Source organism: Pseudarthrobacter sp. NS4, from assembly GCF_024758005.1.
Taxonomy (GTDB): Bacteria; Actinomycetota; Actinomycetes; order Actinomycetales; family Micrococcaceae; genus Arthrobacter.
On record NZ_CP103288.1, the window covers coordinates 2,637,629 to 2,654,164 of the forward strand.

11 protein-coding genes and 1 pseudogene are annotated in these 16,536 nt (G+C 67.1%); 4 read left to right on the forward strand and 8 right to left on the reverse strand.

The genetic code is table 11. The annotated features are described in order from the left end of the window. The 4 genes from nadC to NXY83_RS12460 are packed head-to-tail and all read right to left on the reverse strand — an operon-like array spanning nt 1 to nt 4,766. The gene (nadC, locus tag NXY83_RS12445) at nt 1-918 is read right to left on the reverse strand and encodes a carboxylating nicotinate-nucleotide diphosphorylase (protein ID WP_258802530.1); all 918 of its coding nucleotides are present in this window, start codon (nt 916-918) and stop codon (nt 1-3) included. Next, entirely contained in the window at nt 911-2,737 is a 1,827-nt protein-coding gene (gene nadB, locus NXY83_RS12450) for an L-aspartate oxidase (RefSeq protein ID WP_258802531.1), read from the reverse strand. The genes nadC and nadB overlap by 8 nt, the downstream gene beginning before the upstream one ends. Nucleotides 2,738-2,754: 17 nt before the next feature. Beyond that, the gene (nadA, locus tag NXY83_RS12455) at nt 2,755-4,059 is read right to left on the reverse strand and encodes a quinolinate synthase NadA (RefSeq protein ID WP_258802532.1); all 1,305 of its coding nucleotides are present in this window, start codon (nt 4,057-4,059) and stop codon (nt 2,755-2,757) included. Next, nucleotides 4,056-4,766: an NUDIX hydrolase gene (locus NXY83_RS12460; protein WP_258802533.1), complete on the reverse strand. Its 711-nt coding sequence runs from the start codon at nt 4,764-4,766 to the stop codon at nt 4,056-4,058. The genes nadA and NXY83_RS12460 overlap by 4 nt, the downstream gene beginning before the upstream one ends. 226 nt (nt 4,767-4,992) lie before the next feature. Here NXY83_RS12460 and NXY83_RS12465 point away from each other — a divergent pair. The 3 genes and pseudogenes from NXY83_RS12465 (at nt 4,993) to NXY83_RS12475 (ending at nt 8,276) form a co-directional block, all read left to right on the forward strand. Beyond that, nucleotides 4,993-6,380 (forward strand): annotated as a pseudogene (locus tag NXY83_RS12465) (amino acid permease). A 298-nt stretch (nt 6,381-6,678) separates the two neighbouring features. Then, the gene (locus NXY83_RS12470; RefSeq protein WP_258802534.1) at nt 6,679-7,506 is read left to right on the forward strand and encodes an alpha/beta fold hydrolase; all 828 of its coding nucleotides are present in this window, start codon (nt 6,679-6,681) and stop codon (nt 7,504-7,506) included. A gap of 122 nt (nt 7,507-7,628) precedes the next feature. Continuing rightward, on the forward strand, nt 7,629-8,276 hold the full coding sequence (locus tag NXY83_RS12475) for a phosphoribosyltransferase (protein ID WP_258802535.1): 648 nt from the start codon (nt 7,629-7,631) through the stop codon (nt 8,274-8,276). A 111-nt stretch (nt 8,277-8,387) separates the two neighbouring features. Here NXY83_RS12475 and NXY83_RS12480 read toward each other — a convergent pair whose 3' ends face one another. Beyond that, entirely contained in the window at nt 8,388-9,719 is a 1,332-nt protein-coding gene (locus NXY83_RS12480; RefSeq protein ID WP_258802536.1) for an MFS transporter, read from the reverse strand. 252 nt (nt 9,720-9,971) lie between these two features. Between NXY83_RS12480 and NXY83_RS12485 the strand changes: the two genes are divergently transcribed. Further along, on the forward strand, nt 9,972-10,706 hold the full coding sequence (locus NXY83_RS12485) for an IclR family transcriptional regulator (RefSeq protein WP_258802537.1): 735 nt from the start codon (nt 9,972-9,974) through the stop codon (nt 10,704-10,706). A gap of 38 nt (nt 10,707-10,744) precedes the next feature. On the opposite strand, the gene NXY83_RS12490 is transcribed toward NXY83_RS12485, so the two are convergent. From NXY83_RS12490 to NXY83_RS12500, 3 genes are all read right to left on the reverse strand, one after another. Continuing rightward, nucleotides 10,745-12,049 (reverse strand): MFS transporter, encoded by a 1,305-nt coding sequence (locus NXY83_RS12490; protein ID WP_258802538.1) that lies wholly within the window; start codon nt 12,047-12,049, stop codon nt 10,745-10,747. Nucleotides 12,050-12,229: 180 nt separating this feature from the next. Continuing rightward, on the reverse strand, nt 12,230-15,331 hold the full coding sequence (locus NXY83_RS12495) for an AAA family ATPase (protein WP_258802539.1): 3,102 nt from the start codon (nt 15,329-15,331) through the stop codon (nt 12,230-12,232). Then, nucleotides 15,328-16,506, reverse strand: coding sequence for an exonuclease SbcCD subunit D (locus NXY83_RS12500; RefSeq protein ID WP_258802540.1), 1,179 nt, complete (start codon nt 16,504-16,506; stop codon nt 15,328-15,330). The genes NXY83_RS12495 and NXY83_RS12500 overlap by 4 nt, the downstream gene beginning before the upstream one ends. Nucleotides 16,507-16,536: the final 30 nt, after the last annotated feature.

Below are 16,536 nucleotides of genomic sequence, written 5' to 3' on the forward strand. Positions count from 1 at the left end.
TCACCCCACGGTCAATTCGACATCCAGGCCAAGGTCCAGGGCGGCCACCGTGTGCGTGAGGGCGCCGATGGAGATGACGTCCACCCCTGTGGCGGCTATCGCTGCGACGGTTTCCAGGTTGACGTTACCGCTCGCTTCCACCCGTGCCCGTCCTGCAACCAGGGCTACACCGGCTTTCAGCTCCTCCACCGTGAAATTGTCCAGCATGATGGTGTCCACGCCGGCCGCCAGGACGTGTTCGATCTGGTCCATGCTGTCCACTTCCACTTCGAAGTGTGTGGTGTGCCCCAACTGGGCCTTGGCCGCCAGCAGGAGTTCCGTGAGTCTGGCCGGATCTCCGCCGGTCATCACGGCCAGGTGGTTGTCCTTGGCGAGCACGGCGTCGGAGAGGCTGTAGCGGTGGTTGGCCCCGCCCCCGCAGCGCACGGCGAACCGTTCCAGGACGCGCAGTCCGGGGGTTGTCTTGCGGGTGTCGGTAATCCGCGCGGGGGTTCCCTCGGTGAGCTGCACGAACGCGGCTGTTTTGGTGGCGATGGCGGACATCCGCTGGACCAGGTTGAGCGCAACCCGTTCGGCAAGCAGCACCGACCGCGCCCGTCCGCTGACCCGTGCAAGGCGAGTGCCGGCGCCGAACCTCCCGCCGTCCGCCACCAGCAACTCGACGGAGGTGCCGGGGTCCACCAGCTGCATGGCGTCCCGGAACACTGTTGCCCCGCTCAGGACGCCGGGGACACGCGCGTTCAGCACAGCGTTGGCGCGGGCGTCCGCCGGGATCAGCAGCTGCGAGGTGATGTCGCCGGCAGGCGCGTCCTCGGCGAAGGCGCGTTCGAGGATCTCCCGGACGGGCGCTGACGGCAGCGTCAGATCGAGTCCCGGGCCTTTGCCGGTCACTGGTTCGATCAAGGAGTGTTCAGTCACGGACAAGGCTCGCTTTCGGGGTGGTCGGGCAGGAATCTTCCAGTACTTCGACGTCAGTATCGGCAGGGTTTCCGGGCAGGTCATTATCGCTGCGGTAGTGGGCGCCAAGGGAACCGCGGCGCCGGCGGGCGGCAGATACCAGCAGCTGCGCGGCGAGCAACAGATTCCGGTCCTCATGCGCGAACAGGTCCGCTTTCCCGTTGCCTGCAACAGTTTCAGGGCGTACGACGGCGGCCCACCCCTCCAGGGTGTCAGCCGCCGCAGCCAACAGTTCCCCGCTGCGCAGTACCCCGGCGTGGGACGTCATCAACCGGCGAAGGGCATCCCGGGAGAACGGCTCCCCCGTCCCCCGGAAGTTGGCAAACGGACTCCCATCCGAAGCACCTGATGTGGCCGCCGCGCCTTCTAAAGCAGCAGGGAAGGTGACGTACGTACGGTCGGCCGAGGGTGTTCCGGAAGCGAGCGTCAAGGGGAGGCCGTCCGCGGCCGAGACAGCGAGCGGAGGAACAGCGTCGGACGACGCCCAACCAGGGGCACCAGAGAGGAAGTTTTCAACAGCGCGGCGGCCGAAGACAAGTCCTTCGAGGAGGGAGTTGCTGGCCAGCCGGTTAGCCCCCTGGACGCCCGTGCACGCGGCTTCGCCGGCTGCATAGAGGCCAGGGATGCTGGTGCGGGCGTGGAGATCGGTGGTGATGCCGCCCATCCAGTAGTGGGCCGCGGGTGCTACGGGAACCAGTTCACGGGTCCAGTCAATGCCGGCATCGCGCGTTTTCCGCGTGAGGGTGGGGAAGCGGCTCTCGAGGAATCCTGCGCCACGGGTTTCCTCGATCACCCGTGCGTCCAGGTAGACGTGGCCGTTGGGGTCGCCGAGCTTGGCCAGGTGCAGGGCGATGCTGCGCGACACCACATCGCGCGGGGCGAGTTCGGCGTCCGGGTGGTAGGCACGCATGAACCGGCGGCCGCCTGCGTCCACCAGGATTGCTCCTTCCCCACGGACTGCTTCGGAAATCAGCAGGGGCCCGTCGAGCCGGCCCGGGTGGGCAGTGGCCGCGTTCACCAGGCAGGTGGGGTGGAACTGGAAGAATTCGAGGTCTGCCACGGCGGCGCCTGCACGGACCGCGAGCGCCAGTCCGTCGGCGGTGGCGACGGCGGGGTTGGTGGTTTGGGCAAACAGCTGGCCTGCTCCCCCTGTTGCCAGTAGGACGGCGTCCCCCTCGATGCTGGCGGCAAGGCCGTCCCGCAGGTACTCCAGGCCGGTGACTTTGCGGCCCTGTTGCCGCAGGGCGGTGGCGTGGGCCCCCGCCAGGACGGTGAGCCTTCCCTCAGCCTCCCGTGCCAGCACCGATCGGATCAGCGCTTCAGCTACCCTTGCCCCGGTGGCATCGCCCCCGGCATGCAGGATGCGGGGGGCACTGTGTGCCGCTTCCAGGCCCAGGGCCGGGGCGCCGTCGTGCCCCAGGTCGAAGCGCACGCCGAAGCGCTGCAGTCCTGCGATGTCCTGGCGGGATTCCGTGCACATCAGGCGGACGGCATACTCGTTGCAGTGCCCGGCCCCGGCCTGGAGGGTGTCGGCGATGTGAGCGGCCACGGTGTCCCCGGGTGAGGGGTCGGTGAGTACCGCCGAGATGCCGCCCTGCGCGTACCAGGTGTTGCTTTCGCCCAACTGGCCCTTGGTCAGCAGGACAACCTCAGCATCGGCTTCTGCTGCCAGCAGTGCGGCGTACAGGCCGGCGATGCCGCTTCCGACGACGATCAGCCGCCGCCGTGCAGTGCCGCCCCCGTTCCCCGGTGGCAGGGTTGCCGTCCCCTGCGCGGGCATGTCCGGCTGCCTCTTCATTACGGCCTTGCGGCGAGCATGCGCTCGAGTGCGGTCCGGGCGTTGGCCTGCACGGCATCGTCAACGGTGATCCTGTTGACCACCCGCCCGGCAACCAGTTCCTCGAGCACCCAGGCGAGGTAGCCGGGGTGGATCCGGTACATGGTGGAGCAGGGGCAGATGACGGGGTCCAGGCAGAAGATGGTGTGCTGCGGGTACTCCGCCGCCAGCCGGTTCACCATGTTGATCTCGGTGCCGATGGCGAACGTGGTGGGCTCCGTGGCTCCGGCGATGGCCTTCTTGATGAAGTCCGTGGAGCCGGCCGAGTCCGCTGCGTCCACGACTTCCATGGGGCACTCGGGGTGGACGATTACCTGGACGCCGGGGTAGTCGGCGCGGGCCTTGTCGATCTGCGCCGTGGTGAAGCGCTTGTGCACGGAGCAGAATCCGTGCCACAGGATGACCCGGGAATCCAGCAGCGCCTGCTCGTCATTGCCGCCGAGGTCCTTGCGCGGATTCCACATGGGCATCTGCTCCAGCGGGACGCCCAGGGCCTTCGCAGTGTTGCGTCCCAGGTGCTGGTCCGGGAAGAACAGCACGCGCCGGGCCCGCTGGAAGGCCCACTCCAGGACGGTCCTGGCATTGGACGACGTGCACACAATCCCGCCATGCTCGCCGCAGAAAGCCTTGAGCGCTGCGGAGGAGTTCATGTAGGTCACGGGGATGACCGGGACCCGGCCGTCGGCGTCGGGCTCGGTGCCGAAGATCTCCTCAAGCTGTTCCCAGCACTCGGCCACCGAATCAGCGTCAGCCATGTCCGCCATGGAGCATCCGGCCGCAAGGTTGGGCAGGATGACGGCCTGCTCCGGTGTGGAGAGGATGTCCGCGGTTTCGGCCATGAAGTGGACGCCGCAGAAGATGATCGCCTCCGCGTCCGGCTTGGTCAGCGCCGCGTTGGCCAACTGGAAGGAGTCACCTACGAAGTCCGCGTACTGGATCACTTCGTCCCGCTGGTAGAAGTGCCCCAGGATGACGGCGCGGTCGCCCAGTGCAGCCTTCGCCGCGAGGATACGTTCGGCAAGCCCGGCATCGCTGGCCAGCTTGTATTCCTCGGGCAGCTGGCCCTGGCGGGGAGTGGCTGCCGGGGCAACGTCGGCGCTGGAGGCTCCGGGGCCATAAGCGGGAATGCCGGCAAGGGCCTCGGCCAGGTCATAGTCCCATGGGCCTTTGGCGAGGGCCGGGCTGCAGGTGCTGCCCTTCGCGGCTGCGCCTTTTTCTGCCTGTTCGCGCGTGATCAGCTGAATTGCTGTGTTGACGCTGCTCATTCTGTGCTCCTGTTGTCTGGGTCAAGGCCGGGCCGGCCGGTAAAGCGGTAGAGGCGTGGCGGACGGTGTTTGCCGCCCTGGAGGAATTCGTCCGTTTCTTCGATTTCAGGGGTGGCCTTGAGCTGCCGCCGGAAGTTTGCGGGATCCAGTTCCCGGTCCAGCACGGCCTCGTAGACTTCCCGGACCTGCGCCAGGGTGAAGTACTCCCCCAGCAGGTGGTAGGCCACCGAACCGTAGGCCAGTTTGTTGCGCAGGCGCCAGAGGGCGTAGTCCACGATGGCGTTGTGGTCGAACGCGAGGTCCCCGAGCCGGTCCGCCCGGAACCAGCTCACGTTTTCCGAGACATCGGCCAGGGCCGCTTCCGTCGGCTTCACCAGGGCCCAATAGACGATTGAGACCACGCGCTGGGTGGGTGACCGGTGCAGCCCCCCGAAGGCGTACAGCTGTTCCAGGTAGCTGGGGGCCAGGCCGGTTGTCTCCCGGAGGTTCCTCGAGGCCGCATCCTGCAGGGACTCGCTGTGGCTGAGCGGTCCCCCGGGCAGCGCCCAGAGTCCCTTGAAGGGTTCCCGGATGCGCCTCACCAGCGGCAGCCACAAGGTGGGCCGGCCGGACGTTTCGCTGGGCCGGAGCGCGAAAATGACGGTGGAGATGGCAAGGGACGGCGGCGCGGCCTGGCGCTCCGAGACATTTGCCGAGCTGTAGTACACGTTCCACCGCCTTCCGGCCCGTCCGGCCCCGAAGGGCGCCCGTCCTAGTTATAGTCATAATGACCAAAACTAATTCTACGGGCAGGTGTCCGGGAAATGGAAATGTTCCGGCTTTGCCGGGTCTGCGGGGGTGTGGGTGCCGGGTTCGGCGGCGGCATTTCACACGGTAAATTCAGATGGTCCCACGAGGATCAGATCCCCTAGACCCCAAGAAGGTTTGTCCAGCATGACAACGAAGTCCGCCATCGCACCACCGCAGCCCCACCTTGGCCACAGCATGAAGCCCCGCCAGCTCACCATGATGGGGCTGGGCAGTGCCATCGGCGCCGGGCTGTTCCTGGGTTCGGGCGCCGGCGTCCGGCGGCTGGCCCGGCCGTGCTGGTCTCCTACCTCGTGGCCGGAACGCTCATCATCCTGGTGATGTGGGCACTTGGCGAGATGGCTGCGGCGAACCCGAACAGCGGCGCCTTCTCCGTCTACGCCGAACGGGCCCTGGGCAAGACCGCGGGCGCCACCATCGGCTGGCTTTGGTGGCTGCAGCTGGTGGTGGTTATCGCCGCCGAAGCCCTTGGAGCGGCAGGGCTTCTCGTCTCCGTGTGGCCGGTGGTTCCCGTCTGGGCGCTGGCACTTGTGTTCATGCTGGTGTTTACGGGCATCAACCTGGCCGGCGTGCGGAACTTCGGCGAATTTGAGTTCTGGTTCGCCATCCTTAAAGTCGCGGCAATCGTGCTGTTCCTGGCGGTGGGCGCCGCCCTGCTCCTGGGCATCCTGCCGGATGTCGCATCCCCGGGCCTGACCAACCTCACCGCAGACTTCGCACCGCAGGGCCTGGGGGGCATCGCTTCGGCACTCTTCGTGGTGATCTTCGCTTTCGGCGGTACGGAGATCGTCTCGGTGGCGGCCGCTGAGACCGAGGACCCTGAACACAGCGTGGGGAAGGCCATCCGCACCGTGGTGTGGCGCATCCTCGTTTTCTACATCGGTTCCGTCTTTGTCATTGCCGCCGTGCTTCCCGCCACCTCGGAAGGCCTGGCCTCACCCTTCGCCGGCGTCCTTGACGCAGCCCGGATCCCGGGGGCCGCAACCGCCATTACCCTGGTTGCCGTCGTCGCCCTCCTGTCTGCGCTGAGCGCCAACCTGTATGGCGCGTCCCGCATGGTGTACTCCCTGGCGGAACGGGCGGAGGCGCCGCGTTTCCTGTCCCGGCTAAGTGGTGCGAGCGTCCCGATGCTGGCGGTCGGAGTGTCCGTGGCCTTCGGCTTCATCGCCACGGTCCTGGAACTGCTGTTCCCGGGACGGATCCTGCCGGCCCTCTTCCAGCTGGTGGGGTCCACCTGCCTGGTGGTGTGGGGCAGCGCACTGGTGTCCCAGCTGATCCTGCGGCGGCGGGCCGACCGGGACGGCACTCCCCTGCCGCTGCGGATGAAGGGGTTCCCGGGCCTGACCGTCCTGGGCCTGGTCCTGCTGGGCCTGATTTTCGCGGTTGGCTTCAGCGCTGACAGCAGCCGCGTGCAGCTCTTCAGCACGTTCGCGCTGATTGCGGGCATCGCGCTGGCCTGTTCAGTGGGAGCCCGGGTGACCAACGCAGCGCGAGCCCACGCGGGCCGCGAATAACAACCCCGAAAGGCGGTTTTTCGCAGCGCTGACCCGGAGCAGGTTGGGCGGCTTCCTGTTGTACAAGGGGCCGGTCTTGGTGCCCCCTGCCCCCTCCCGCGTGAGGTTGATTTTCCCGGTCCGCCGGCAGGTAGAGTGGTGCGTACCTTCGGCGGGAACGGCGGCAGGGGTACTGCCGGTGGACCGCTGGCCGTGTTCGGATTCGCGGTAACCCGCCGGGACCGCGGGCACGTCACCGAAGAATGAGGCACCGAAGCGCCGGGTCCGCCTGGGCGCCGTACTGATGAGGACTGACACCATGAGCGGCAGGCACACCGGGCAACAGCAGATGCACACCGTGGAGGGCACCGACCCGCAGCTGTACGTGGCGGTGCACGATCCTGCGGTGGACGCCGGGCTCCGGCCTGTCCTGCTGCTCCACGGCTTCTCCTCGTCCTCCAAGCTCAACTGGGAGGACACTGGCTGGGTGTCGGCCCTGCTTGAGGCCGGACGGCGCGTCATTACCGTGGACCTGCCGGGCCACGGCCGCAGCGGCGCCCCCGAGGACCGCGATTCCTACTCCCCCAGCAGGATCCGCGCGGACCTCCTGCAGACAGCGTTCGACGCCGGCGTGCGGCCCCTGCAGGACGGTGACCCTTCCAGCGGACTGGACGTTGTGGGTTACTCGCTGGGTTCCCGGCTCGCCTGGGAGTTCGGTGCAACCCAGCCGGAAATCGTCCACCGCCTGGTCCTGGGCGGGCCGAACCTCGCCGACCCGCTGGCTGACTTCGACCTTGTGGCTGCCCAGGATTACCTGGCCGATGGCACGCCGATCGCCGATGAGTCCACGGCAGGGCTGCTGAAAATGGCCCTGCTGCTGCCCAGCAACAACATCTTCGCGTTGCTCTCTTTGGTGGAGGCGATCAAGGCCGAGCCCTACGACCCCTCCGAAGCCGTCCCCCACGTGCCGATGCTCCTGGTGGCCGGTGACAAGGATGAACGCCTCGGCAGCCTGCCGCAGCTGGCGGAGCTGGCACGAAGCGCCGGTTCAATGGCCGAGCAGCTGGTCCTGCCGGGGCGGAACCACACCAACGCCGTCACCAGCAGGGCCTTCAAACAGGCCGCCATCTCGTTCCTGTCGGTTTGAGGGCCCGGTTTTCCCGAGCGGCCAAAGCGCGCACCGATGCTTCCTCAGCCAGGCCAAGGGCGATACCCCGGGCTCCCTGGCGGTAGGCTGAAAGCAGGTGCCGGGAAAGCCTGGAGGAGCAGATGGGTACGCTTTTTGAAGACCGCACGGAGGCCGGTGAGCGCCTCGCCGCGGTGCTTCCGCAGTTCCGGGAGCGGCGGGACACCCTGGTTCTGGGGCTGGCCCGCGGCGGTATCCCCGTGGCCGCGGCCGCTGCCAAGGCCCTCTACCTTCCCTTCGGAACCGTGCTGGTCCGCAAACTGGGAATCCCCGGCCATGAAGAAACGGCCTACGGAGCGTTGGCGTGGGCACGGGGCCGCACAGTACGCCTGATCAACAAGCCACTCCTTGACCGCGTCCTGGAACACGGCGTCCGCCGGGAGTGGCTGGATGAGGTGGAGAAGCGCGAGCGCGCTGAACTGCTCCGCCGTGTGGACCTTTATCCCGGAACCGATCATGATCTCGCGGGTAAGACTGTCCTGCTGATGGACGACGGCCTTGCAACCGGCGCCACCATGAGGGCCGCCGTCGAGGCCGTCCGCGAGGGGGGGGCGGCCGCAGTGGTTGCCGCCGCCCCCGTGGCCTCCATTGACGCCGAAGCTTCCGTGGAGCGGGTCTGCGATGGCGTGCTGTGCCTCCACATACCGGGCAAGTTCCGCGCGGTGGGCAGCTTTTACCGGCATTTTGAACAGCTGTCCGACGACGATGCCATCAGTTTCCTGAAGCAGTAGCGGCGCCGGAGACGCGACTCCCAATGCCACGACGGCGGGCCGGACCGAGTGGTCCGGGCCCGCCGTCGCCGCGGAATGGTGGGCCCACGCCGTCAGGGGGACGGGTGGGGACTAGTGGTGGCTGACGCCCAGCGGCCGGCCCTTGGTTTCCTTGGCCAGCACCACGCCGATGGCCGAAATGACGCACAGGACCATGATGTAGATGCCGATGGACCCGGTCCACTTGGTGGCCTGCAGCAGCGTTTCGGCGATGGTCGCCGCGAACGCTCCGCCCAGGATGGCGCCAAAGGCGTACCCGATGGAGATGCCGGAATACCGGACGTTGGCCGGGAACATCTCGGCGTACATGGCCGACATGGGGCCGTAGGACAGGCCCAGGCCGATGGTGAGGACAAACAGCGCCAGACCGTAGAGCCAGATGTTCCTGGTGTCGATGAGGGCGAACATGGGAATCATCCACACGAAAATAATGGCGTAACCGGTAAGGAACGTCTTGACCCGGCCGATGTGGTCCGAGAGCCAGCCGCCCGTCAGGGTGAAAATCAGCCAGCCGAAGGATGCCAGGGTGGTGGCCAGGAGGACCTGGGAAGTGGGCATCTGCAGCGTCCTGGTGGCGTAGGCGATGAAGAAGGCGATCAGCAGGTAGCCGGCGGCGTTGTTGGCAATGAAGATCATGGTGGAATACAGGACCGGCTTCTTGTGGCTGCGGATAAGTTCCCCCAGTGGGGCCTTGCTTTCCTTCTTCCTTGCAGCCATTTCCTGGAAGACCGGGCTTTCGGCTACGGCCCGGCGGATGAGGTAACCGACAATGATCAGCACGATGGACAGCAGGAACGGCACGCGCCAGCCCCATGACGTGAAATCTTCCCGTGACATGCCGGCGTTCAGCAGGAAGAGCAGCCCGGTTGCCAGGATCATGCCGATCGGCACCCCGATCTGCGGGTAGGCGCCGAACAGGCCGCGCTTGTTCAGGGGTGCGTGTTCTACCGCCATGAGCGCCGCGCCGCCCCACTCGCCTCCGGCCGAGAAACCCTGGAGGATGCGGAGGATGATCAGCAGAACCGGCGCCCAGGCGCCGATCTGGGCATAGGTTGGCAGCAGGCCGATCAAGGATGTGGCGGCACCCATCATGACCAAGGTCATAACCAGCACTGCCTTGCGTCCCAGGCGATCGCCGAGGTGGCCGGCAACCACTGCGCCGAGCGGGCGGAAGAGGAAACTGATGCCGATCAGCGCAAAGGCGAGGATCTGCGCCAGGCCGGGGTCGGACTCGTTCAACGGCGCCAGGAAAAGGGGTGACAGCAGCGTTGCTGTCAGCTGGGCAAAGATGAAGAAGTCGTACCACTCGATGGTGGTTCCGACGAGGGTGCCGGCGAGGACTTTGCGTTCCTCCTGGCGGGTGCTGGGACCGGCAAGGGTGTCCACCTTGGAAGGTGTGGTCATTGAAACTCCATTGTTTATCGGCAGCAGTACCGCCGGGACGCCTTCAGGATTACCGACAGAACGGTCAGTTAGTTAGTAGGGTACTACGAAAATGTGAGGCGGAACACGTCTTCGGAAAACTTTCGCGGCTATGGACCGACCGCGCACGGAAATTCTATATTTGAACTGTCAGTTCGGAATCAGGAACAACACTGCGAAACGGCCAAACAAGAGCCGCGGCCCCGTGTCGGACAGCAATCTAGGATGGACATCATGACTCTCCCCGCCGCAGCCCCGGCCGGAGCAGCACCGGCACAGGCTTCTCCGTCCCAGACCCTCTCCCGCGGGATCCGCGCCCTGGAAATCCTTGCCGCCGCGCCCGGACCGCTGACCATCGCAGAGCTCGCGGATGCCATGGGCGTGCACCGTTCGGTGGCCTACCGGATCCTGCGAACCCTTGAGGACCACTCCCTGCTGGTACGGGACGACGCCGGCCGGGTCCAGCCTGGACCGGGGCTTGCGGTGCTCGCACGGGGAGTTTCCCGTAACCTCCAGACGGCCGCTCTTCCCGAGCTGACACATCTGGCGAACACCCTGGACATGACAGCGTTCGTGGCGGTCTGGGACCATCACGACTGCATCACCCTTGTCACCGTGGAGCCCCGCCATTCAGGAGCAACGGTTGCCCAGCATCCCGGCACCCGGCATCCCATCAACGCCGGAGCACCGGGGATCGCCATCCAGTCCGCGCTCACGGAAGCCGAATGGGACCGGCTGAACACCGGTGTCCCATACCGCACGGAGGCAGGCGAGGCCCGCCGGAAGGGATATTCCGCCAGCCATGACGAAGTGATCGCGGGGGTATCCTCGCTGGCGGCCCCGGTCAGGGTGCCGGGTGGACGGCCGGCAGCGCTCGCGGTGGTCTACATCCGCTCTTCCCACGCTCCGGAAACAGTGGGCGCGGCACTGGCCGAAAGTGCGGCCCGCATCGAGCGTCAACTGGCCTAGCGGCAGCGTCCGCAGCCCTGTTGGAGTGGCTGCGCGGGTCAGGCCCGGGCGGTGTGGTGAAGTTGGCGGCGGAGGACGACGGCGGCCGCGCCTCCCAGCAGCGCCAGCGCCAAGGCGGCACAGACAGGAACCAGGAACGCCTCATGGTGGCCACCGGTTTCTGCCAGGTGGCCGCCGATGGACGAGCCGAGCGCCGTGCCCGCCACGATGCCGCTGGCCAGTCCCGTCATGACCGTCCCGAGACGGCCTGCAGGGGCAACTGCACCGCCGACGGCGAAGACAGTGACCATAACCGGCCCTACCGGGAGCCCCAGGATCAGCAGCACCGCCACCATGGAACCCAGCGACGACGGCACCAGCAGGAGCCCTGCGAGCGCCGCCATCAGCCCGGCAGAGAGGATCCATCGCCAGGACAGGCTGAACCGCCGGGGCCAGTAAGCTACCGAAAGTGCTGCCGCAGCTGAGCTCAGGCCCATGGCGGCATACAGCAGCCCGGCGATTTCAGAACCGGCGAAGCCGGCCGAGAAGGAACTCAGGGCGGCCTGCGTTGAGCCGAAGAACGTCCCCATGCAGACCATGGCAAACACGGGCAGCGCCACCGCCGGCGGGATTTTGCCTAAAGCCTTGGTGCGCGGTCCGTCGCCTGCCGGCCTTCGGCTGGGCCGTACAGCCCGGTGGGTAGGGTGGGCGGCGAAGGCCGGTACCAGCGTAATGGTCATGGCGGCTGCCAGCGCCAGCGGAAGCCATGGTGCCAGGAGGCTGGCCAGGATCCCTACCAGTGCCGGGCCCAGGACAAATGTCACCTCATCGGCTGTCCTTTCATAGGAGAGCGCTGTGTCCAGGTCCCGCTCCCTGTCCATGGCTTGGCTCCGCGATGTCAGGGCCATCCACCGGACGCGGGCCAGCGGGCCCACCTGCGGGCAGCTGGCACCGGCGGTGAAGGCGACGGCCAGGACCGTGGCCTGGATGCCGCCCGACGTTCCCATACCGGTCGCTGCGAGGATCAAGCCCAGCACCGCTGCGGCGTTGATGATGGCGGCGGTGATCAGTACGGGCCGCTGCCCCTGCCGGTCGGCCAGGGCGCCCAGCAGCGGAGCGCCCAGTGCGGAGCCGATACCGACCGCTCCGGCCGCTGCCCCGCCCGCGGCGTAGGATCCGCTGACGGAGGTGACCATGGTGAGGGTTCCCACTGTCAGCATTGCCAGCGGAAGCCGGGCAAAGAGACCAATGGGGATGAAGCTGCGGCCGGCAAGTGCCGGAAGCCGGGTGAAACGCCCGCGCCGGGCAGTATCCCCTGCGGCGGAAGACCCGGGGCGAGTCCCGTTGCCGGCGGGAGTGGCCAAAGACGTGGTGCCCGGGCTGTCGGGGTTTGATGCGCCGGGGCCGGTGACGCGGTGGTGATGGAAGGGGAGGTTGATGATGTCAATTCCGGGCTCGTTCAGTCATGCGCACCGTCCCTCCTCCCGATGCGCGCAACCCGGTAACTGCACAAGTATATCGCCTGTCGCAGGACAGTCTCATCGTCACACCAGCACATCCAGGGCCTCGGAAATCCGCAGCGTGGATCCGCTGCGGCCTTTCAGCACCTGAAGCTGGGTGCCGATGCGCTGCTTCATTTCGCCAACGTGGCTGACCAGTCCCACCACGCGGCCGCCGTCGCGCAGCCCTTCGAGGGCGTCCATGACCTGTTCCAGCGATTGCTCGTCCAGGCTCCCGAACCCTTCGTCCACAAAAAGGGTTTCGATTTCCACCCCGCCCGACTCCTGCTGCACGACGTCCGCCAACCCGAGTGCCAGGGACAGTGAAGCCATAAACGACTCACCGCCGGACAGGGTGGACGTGTCTCGCCGGTAGCCCGTCCACTGGTCCACCACTTCCAGGCCAAGCCCCGACTTCGCACCACGCGCGGCTTTGGCATCCGTGTGCTGCAGCAGGTAGCGGCCATCGCTCATGGCCACAAGGCGTTCGGACGCCGCGAGGGCAACCTGCTCCAGCCGCGCCGCCAGGACGTAGGTGTTCAGACTCATCCGGTAGTTGTTCTCACCGCGGCCGGCAGCGGCATCCGCCAGTCCTGCCAGCATCCGGGCCCTCTCAGCCGGTTCCCGCGAGGACCCCGCGAGTGCCTCGTACTCTTCGCTGATGGCAGTGAGTGAGGACAGGCACCGCCTGGCCAGGCTGGCAGCGAGGTCTGCTTCACGCGCTTCGTCCCTGGCCGCCGCAGCATGGTCGCGCAACAGCGCCAGCCTCTGCCCGTCCACCTCAAATCCGGCGGATTTCTCCTCGAGGGCGTGCACGATGTCTTCCGAGGCAAACAGTTCGGCGACACGGGCGGCCTCGTCCTGGGCGGCACGCAGCTCACTTTGCAGCCCGGCTACCTCCGCGCTGCCAAGCAGTTGGAGGCGGGCTTCATCGGCAGAAGTGAACCCGGCCTTGGGCAACGCCAGCGCCAGCTGTTCCCGGGCCTCGGCCGCCCGGGCGTGCGCAGCTTCCAGGGATGCCTGCGCTTCCACCGCCTTGTCCAGCACAGCCACCGCGTTTTCCAGGGCACGCAACCGCTGCGCCAGGCTGCGGTGGCTTCCCCTGAGCCCGGACAATGACTGGTCCAGCGCGGCTGACTGGTCGGACACATCCTCGAGCGTGGCCACGGCCTGTGCCAGCTCCGCTTCCGTACCTGCTTTGGCGGCCTGGGCGGCAGTGATGGCGGCGTCCAGCTTCTCAAGCCGAAACCGGACCGAGGTAAGTTCCTTGACGGCCTGTTGTGCGTTGGCGGCTGCAGCACGCGCCTGTTCGGCAGTAGCGGCGGCCTCTACTTCGGGGGTGTTTCCGCCCTGGCCAGCGAGGACCGCCACCAACTGGTCGGCGTTGGCCAGTTCGCCGCTGATCCGGCTGAAGGTGTCTTCGGCTGCTTCAAAAAGTGAATGTGCTGCTTCCTCCTCCTGGGCAAGCCCGGGACCTCCGGTGCCGGCGGCGGCAGGGGCAGGATGGTCTCCACTTCCGCAGACAGGGCACGGCTCCCCCTGCTCCAGCTGCGCGGCGAGTTCGGCGGCAGCATTGGCCAGCCGCTCCTCCCGGAGGTCCAGCCAGCGGCGCTTGGCCTCCAGCTGGTCTTCCCGGGCCCCGTCGTAGCGCAGCTTTACGGTGTCGCGGTCTGCAACCGCCGAAGCATAGCGCCGCACGACGTCCAGCAGCTCCCCGGCTGCTACGGCTTCCTTGCTGAGCAGGGCGGCGGTACCAGCGCGCTGCTCCAGCTGCTCCAGCCCCGCCTCGATGCCCGTTTTCTCCTCCTGGAGCAAACCTGCACGGCTGTTCAGCTCCACGAGGGCCGCAGCCAGGTCCTCCCGCTTTTTCACGAGCCCGCCGTGCCGTTTCCGGAGCGCCTGCAGCCTGTCCTCGTCCGGCAACCTTGCCTCAACGACGGCCAGGAGCGAACGGAGCCGGCCCAGTTCGTCGGCGGCAGCGCCGGCCGTCCCGGAACGGTCCTGCCCCAACCCCACGTCAAGACGGGCCGGATCAAGACCGGCCGCGTCAAGACCGGACAGGTCCAGTTGGTCCAGCTCGGCGTCCTCAGCGGCGGCAAGGCGAAGCAACGTGAAGGCAGACTCCGCGGCGCCGGCCGCGCTGCGGACCTTGGCTGCAGCAGCGTCGACGCTTCGCAACTGCCCGTCCAGGACCTCCGCCTGCCGGTGGCGGGCAAGGCGTCCGGTCAGTTCCTCAAGGCGGGGGGCTGCTTCCGCGACCGCATTCTGCCTTGCCGTTGCTGCCTCAAGTTTGCGGCGCCTGTCCTGGCGGGCTGTTTCTTCCTCGACCTCTTCATCACGCCGGCGGCTTGCGGACAGGGCAGTCTTCGCGTGCTCCGTCAGCTCTCCCAGCCGTTCAGCCACTGCACTCCGCAACCACTCAAGCCGGGCGGGGACGTGCTCCACGGAAGGGGCACCGGTTTCATCAAGCCCGATTGCGGACGCTTCAGACTCTGCCCGCGCTGCCAGAAGCTCCAGCTGCCCGGCCAAAAGGGATACATTGTCCCCGGCGTCCTGCGCCTGGCGGGAAAGCTCCTGCTCGAGTGCTTCGAAACGCTGGGTACCGAAAAGCTTCTGCAGCAGTTCCAGCCGGTCCGGAGCCTTCGACCGCAGGAACGCAGCAAAGTCCCCCTGCGGCAGCATCACCACGCGGGTGAACTGCTCGCGGTCCATCCCCAGCAGGGCCATGATTTCGGCTCCGGCTTCATCGTTCCGGGCAGACTTCTCCAGCCACGTGCCATCCACCCGCTCGCGCAGGAGCGTCTTGGCCTGCTGGGTGGTGAAGCCGTTCCTGCCGCGGGCGCTGGGCTTGTCCCAGGCAGGCGACCGGGTCACTTCGAACCGCCGCCCCTGCGCGGAGAATTCACAGGTCACGGACGGTTCCTGCGCCGGCTCCGCATGGTCGCTGCGGAGCCGCTTGCCGTCCTGGCGGGCACCGGGAACGGATCCGTACAAGGCGAAGCAGATAGCGTCCAGAACGCTGGTCTTGCCCGCACCGGTGGGCCCGTTGAGGAGGAAGAGTCCGTGGGCGCTCAGCCGGTCAAAGTCGATGTCCTCAGTACCGGCGAAGGGGCCGAACCCGGAAATCCGCAGATGGTGGATCCTCATCGCGAGGCCTCCAGGAGGCGGACGTTCTCCAGGGCTGCGGCGAAGGCCGCCCTTTCGGCGTCGTCAGGCATGCGGCCGCGGACGTGCTCCAGGAAGCCGCAGCACACGGAGAGGTCGTCCGGGGCCTCGGCCAGCCTGCTGCTGTAAGTGGCAGCCGTGGAGGCAGACCCACCCTGCGGATCGAATCCAAGGACCAGCGTGTTGGGGAACCGCGTACGAAGCCGTTCCATGGCCCGGGCCGGGCGCTGGGCATCCGTCAGCGTGATCTGGCAGTATGCGGCTTCAGCCCATTCGTGCAGCGGCGACTCCAGGAGGTCTGACAGTGAACCCCGCAGCACCGCCAGGGAGCGGGGGGCATCCCACAGGATTTCCTCCACTCGGGTGATTCCGTCTCCGCCGATGTCCACCAGCCATGCGCCCTTCCGGTGCTTGGCTTCCGAGAAGGAGTAGGCCAGCGGCGACCCTGAATACCTGACCTGCGGCGACAACGACTGCCGGCCATGCAGGTGGCCGAGTGCCGTGTAGCTGAAGCCGTCGAAGAGGTCCAGGGGGACTGCCCCCACGCCGCCGATGCTGAGATCGCGTTCGCTGTCCGAACTGATGCCGCCGCTGGCGAAGGTGTGGGCCAGGACCACCGAGTGGATCCTGGACGAGGCAGCCCGCCGTTCGATGTCCCGCCGGATCAGGGCTGTCGCGGCCCGGGTCACTTCGAAGTGGCTGGCGGTCGGAACGCCCAGCTGCTCGGCGACGAGCCGGGGTTCGAGCCATGGGATGCCGTAGATGGCAGCCACTGCTTCTTTCCCGGCCTGATCCTTGCCCAATGGCAGCAGCAGCGGCTGGTCCAGGCTCTCCACCCTGGTCCGGAGGTGCACTCCCCCGCGCTCCAGCAAACGGGCGGCGAAGCCCAGGCGGATGGCCGAGTCATGGTTTCCGCTGGTCAGCACCACTGTGGCCCCGGCCGAGGTCAACCGGACCAGGGCGTCGTCGAGCAGGTGAACCACGTCCACCCCCGGCAATGCGCGGTCATAGACATCACCGGCAATCAGGACTACGTCAACGTGGTGTTCTGCCACCGCATCCACGAGCTGGTCGACGAAGGCGCGCTGGGCGTCCAGCATGCCCACGCCGTGGAAGGAACGGCCCAGGTGCCAGTCCGATGTGTGAAGTAACCGCATATTTCTAAGCTATCGGCTGCCACTGACAGT